4 protein-coding genes are annotated in these 2,676 nt (G+C 72.8%); all 4 read right to left on the reverse strand.

Annotation, left to right across the window (positions count from 1 at the left end; genetic code table 11):
* Positions 1 to 1,179: cytochrome P450 (locus AOK15_RS25360; RefSeq protein ID WP_055520673.1), on the reverse strand; the 1,179-nt coding region annotated here is incomplete at its 3' end.
* Positions 1,176 to 1,778: a GTP-binding protein gene (locus tag AOK15_RS25365; protein WP_055520674.1), complete on the reverse strand. Its 603-nt coding sequence runs from the start codon at positions 1,776 to 1,778 to the stop codon at positions 1,176 to 1,178. The genes AOK15_RS25365 and AOK15_RS25360, both read right to left, overlap by 4 nt.
* Positions 1,756 to 2,154 (reverse strand): DUF742 domain-containing protein, encoded by a 399-nt coding sequence (locus tag AOK15_RS25370; RefSeq protein ID WP_055520675.1) that lies wholly within the window; start codon positions 2,152 to 2,154, stop codon positions 1,756 to 1,758. The genes AOK15_RS25365 and AOK15_RS25370 overlap by 23 nt, the downstream gene beginning before the upstream one ends.
* Positions 2,151 to 2,564 carry a roadblock/LC7 domain-containing protein gene (locus AOK15_RS25375; RefSeq protein WP_055520676.1) on the reverse strand — a complete coding sequence of 138 codons (414 nt, stop codon included), beginning with the start codon at positions 2,562 to 2,564 and terminating at the stop codon, positions 2,151 to 2,153. The genes AOK15_RS25370 and AOK15_RS25375 overlap by 4 nt, the downstream gene beginning before the upstream one ends.
* Positions 2,565 to 2,676 lie beyond the last annotated feature (112 nt).

Below are 2,676 nucleotides of genomic sequence, written 5' to 3' on the forward strand. Positions count from 1 at the left end.
CGCCCGGTGGAACGGGCCCGGGCGCCACTCCAACTGATCCGCGCGCACCGCGAGTTCCAGGTCCGGCAGGCGGTCGAGAAGCTTCTCCACCGCGACCGAGGCGATCAGCCGGGCCTCGCTCTGCGCGGGACAGTTGTGCGGGCCCGCGCTCCACGCCAGATGGGCCCGGTTGCCCGCCCGCCGGTCACCCGTCAGCGCGGGGTCCGTGTTCGCGGCGGCCAGCGAGACCACCACGGGGTCCCCGGCCCGCAGCGCCGCGCCCTCATGGACGACGTCCCGGACCGGGTAGTGAACCGCGTAGTTGGCCATCGGCGGGTCGGTCCACAGCACTTCGTCGAGCGCGTCCTCGACGGGCAGGCTGCCGCCGGACAGCTCGCCCGCGAAGCGGTCGTCGGACAGCAGCAGCCGCAGGGCGCCCGCGATCAGGTTCTGCTGCGGCTCGGTGCCGCCGCCCATGAGCACGACGAGGCTGTGCACCATCTCCTCGTCGGTGAGCGCCGCCGGGTGCGCCAGCAGCCAGGAGGTGACATCGGGGCCGGGTGTGCGCCGCTTGAGGTGGACCAGGTCGAACAGGGTGGCGGTGAGCAGTTCGTCGGCTCGTTCGGCGTCCACGCCGTCGAAGATCCCGGACATGCCCTCGACCAGCTTCAGCCCGTGGTCGGCGGGGCAGCCGAAGAGGTGGTTGAAGACGAGCAGGGGGATGACCTGCGCGTACTCGCCGAGCAGATCGGCCTTGCCGGTGGGTGCGAACCGGTCGATGAGGGTGTCGGCGCTGCTCTCGACGTAGCCGCGCAGGGTGTGCGGCTCGACGCGGGCGAGGCTGTCGGTGATGGCGCCCCGCAGCCGCCGGTGCTCCTCACCGTCGGTGAACAGCGCGTTGGGCCGGTACATCATCATCGGGACGACGGGGCTGTCCGGGGGGACGGTGCCGTCGGCGAGGTCGTTCCAGCGGCGCGGGTCCTTGGAGAAGGTCTCGGTGCTGCGCAGCACGTACAGGGCGGCGTCGTACGAGGTGACGAGGGTGGCCCGGACACCGGGGGCGAGTTCGACGGGTGCGGTGGGGCCGTGGGCGCGCAGCCGCCGGTAGGCGGCGGCCGGGTCGGCGGCGAAGTCGGGTCCGTAGAGGGGTTCGTGGGCCGGGCAGCCCGGCGGCGGCCCGGACGGCGTCTCGGGGGTCACGCGTGCTCCAGTTCGGCGTCGCGGCTCAGCAGGTAAGCGGCGAGCGCGATCAGCGCCCGGGTGGAGGAGTCCGGATCGCGGGCGTCGCAGCGGACCAGTGGCGTCTCGGGCAGCAGGTCGAGGGCCTCGCGCACCTCGGCCAGGTCGTGCACGGGGGCGTCGTCGAAGTCGTTGACGGCGACGGCGTACGGCAGGCCCAGGTCCTCCAGGGTGCCCATCACCTCGAAGGAGTGGGACAGCCGGCGGGTGTCGGCGAGGACCAGCGCGCCGAGGGCGCCGCGGGTCATGTCCTCCCAGAGCCGGGTGAAGCGCTGCTGTCCCGGTGTGCCGAACAGGTAGAGGACCAGGGACGGGTTGAGGGTGAGGCGGCCGAAGTCCAGCGCGACCGTGGTGGTGGTCTTGTCGCGGGTGCCGGCGAGGTCGTCGACGAGGGCGCCGGCCTGCGTCAGGACCTCCTCGGTGCGCAGCGGCTTTATCTCGGAGAGCGTGCCGACGAACGTGGTCTTGCCGACCGCGAAGTGTCCGACGACGAGCACCTTGAGCGCGCGCCGCACGGTCGGCCGCAGATACACGTCGTCAGAGGCGGGCGCGAAGCCCATCGAGGACCTCCTGGAGGATGCCGACGTCGAACCGCCGGACGGCCGAGGGGCGTTCCCCCTGCTCGAAGGGGTTGGTGAACCCGGGGGACGGCGTGCGGGTGGTGATGTGGCCGCTGTCCATGAGGTCGGCGACCAGCACCTTGGTGACGCTGACCGGCAGCCCTAGGTGCCCGGCGACCTCGCCCAGGGAGAGCGCGCCGTGCCGGCACAGCTCCATCACCCTGCGCTTCTCGGGGGTCAGTCCGGTCGGGGGGAGGTCGTCGGCGGCGGTCAGCAGGGTGATCAGGTCCAGGGTGTTGCGGGTGGGGCGGGCGCGGCCGTCGGTGACGACGTACGACCGCACCAGGCGCCCGCCGGGCCGGGGGCGGGGCGTCATGTCCGGCTGCCCGTGGCCGGCCTGGCCGGGGTGGACAGCTCCTTGCCGAGCCGGTCGACGAGTTTGTGCATGCGGTAGGTGACGGCCTCCATGTCCACCTCGACGCCGGTGGAGACGGCGAGGTAGGCGCCCTCGCCGGCCGCGACGAGGAAGACGTAGCCGTGCCCGAACTCGATCATGGTCTGCCGCCAGGGGCTGGTGGACGGCCCGCAGAACTCGGCGGTGCTGCGGCTGATCGACTGGAGGCCGGAGAGGCCGGCGGCGAGGCGTTCGGCGTCGTCGCGGTCGATGCCTGCGGAGTGGGCGCGGAGCATCCCGTCGGCGGAGAGCAGGATGGCGTTCCGCGCCTCGGGCACCTTCAGCACGTCGTCGAGCATCCAGCCCAGCTCGTTGGTCATGGGCTCGCTCATGCGCGGGGGGTCCCTTCGTTGTCGTGGGGGGTGGAGGGCTCGGGGGCGAGGATGTCGTCGTCGAGGATGCGCCCGGCGGCACCCGCCGAAGCCGGTGCCGCGGGCGCATCCT

This window comes from Streptomyces ossamyceticus, assembly GCF_001418475.1.
Classification (GTDB): Bacteria; Actinomycetota; Actinomycetes; order Streptomycetales; family Streptomycetaceae; genus Streptomyces; species Streptomyces ossamyceticus.

What these genes read in the sequence shown, in the direction of transcription:
- AOK15_RS25365 (WP_055520674.1), bottom strand. Translation starts at nt 1,778, where the DNA reads ATGGGCTTCGCGCCCGCCTCTGACGACGTGTATCTGCGGCCGACCGTG.
- AOK15_RS25370 (WP_055520675.1), bottom strand. Translation starts at nt 2,154, where the DNA reads ATGACGCCCCGCCCCCGGCCCGGCGGGCGCCTGGTGCGGTCGTACGTC.
- AOK15_RS25375 (WP_055520676.1), bottom strand. Translation starts at nt 2,564, where the DNA reads ATGAGCGAGCCCATGACCAACGAGCTGGGCTGGATGCTCGACGACGTG.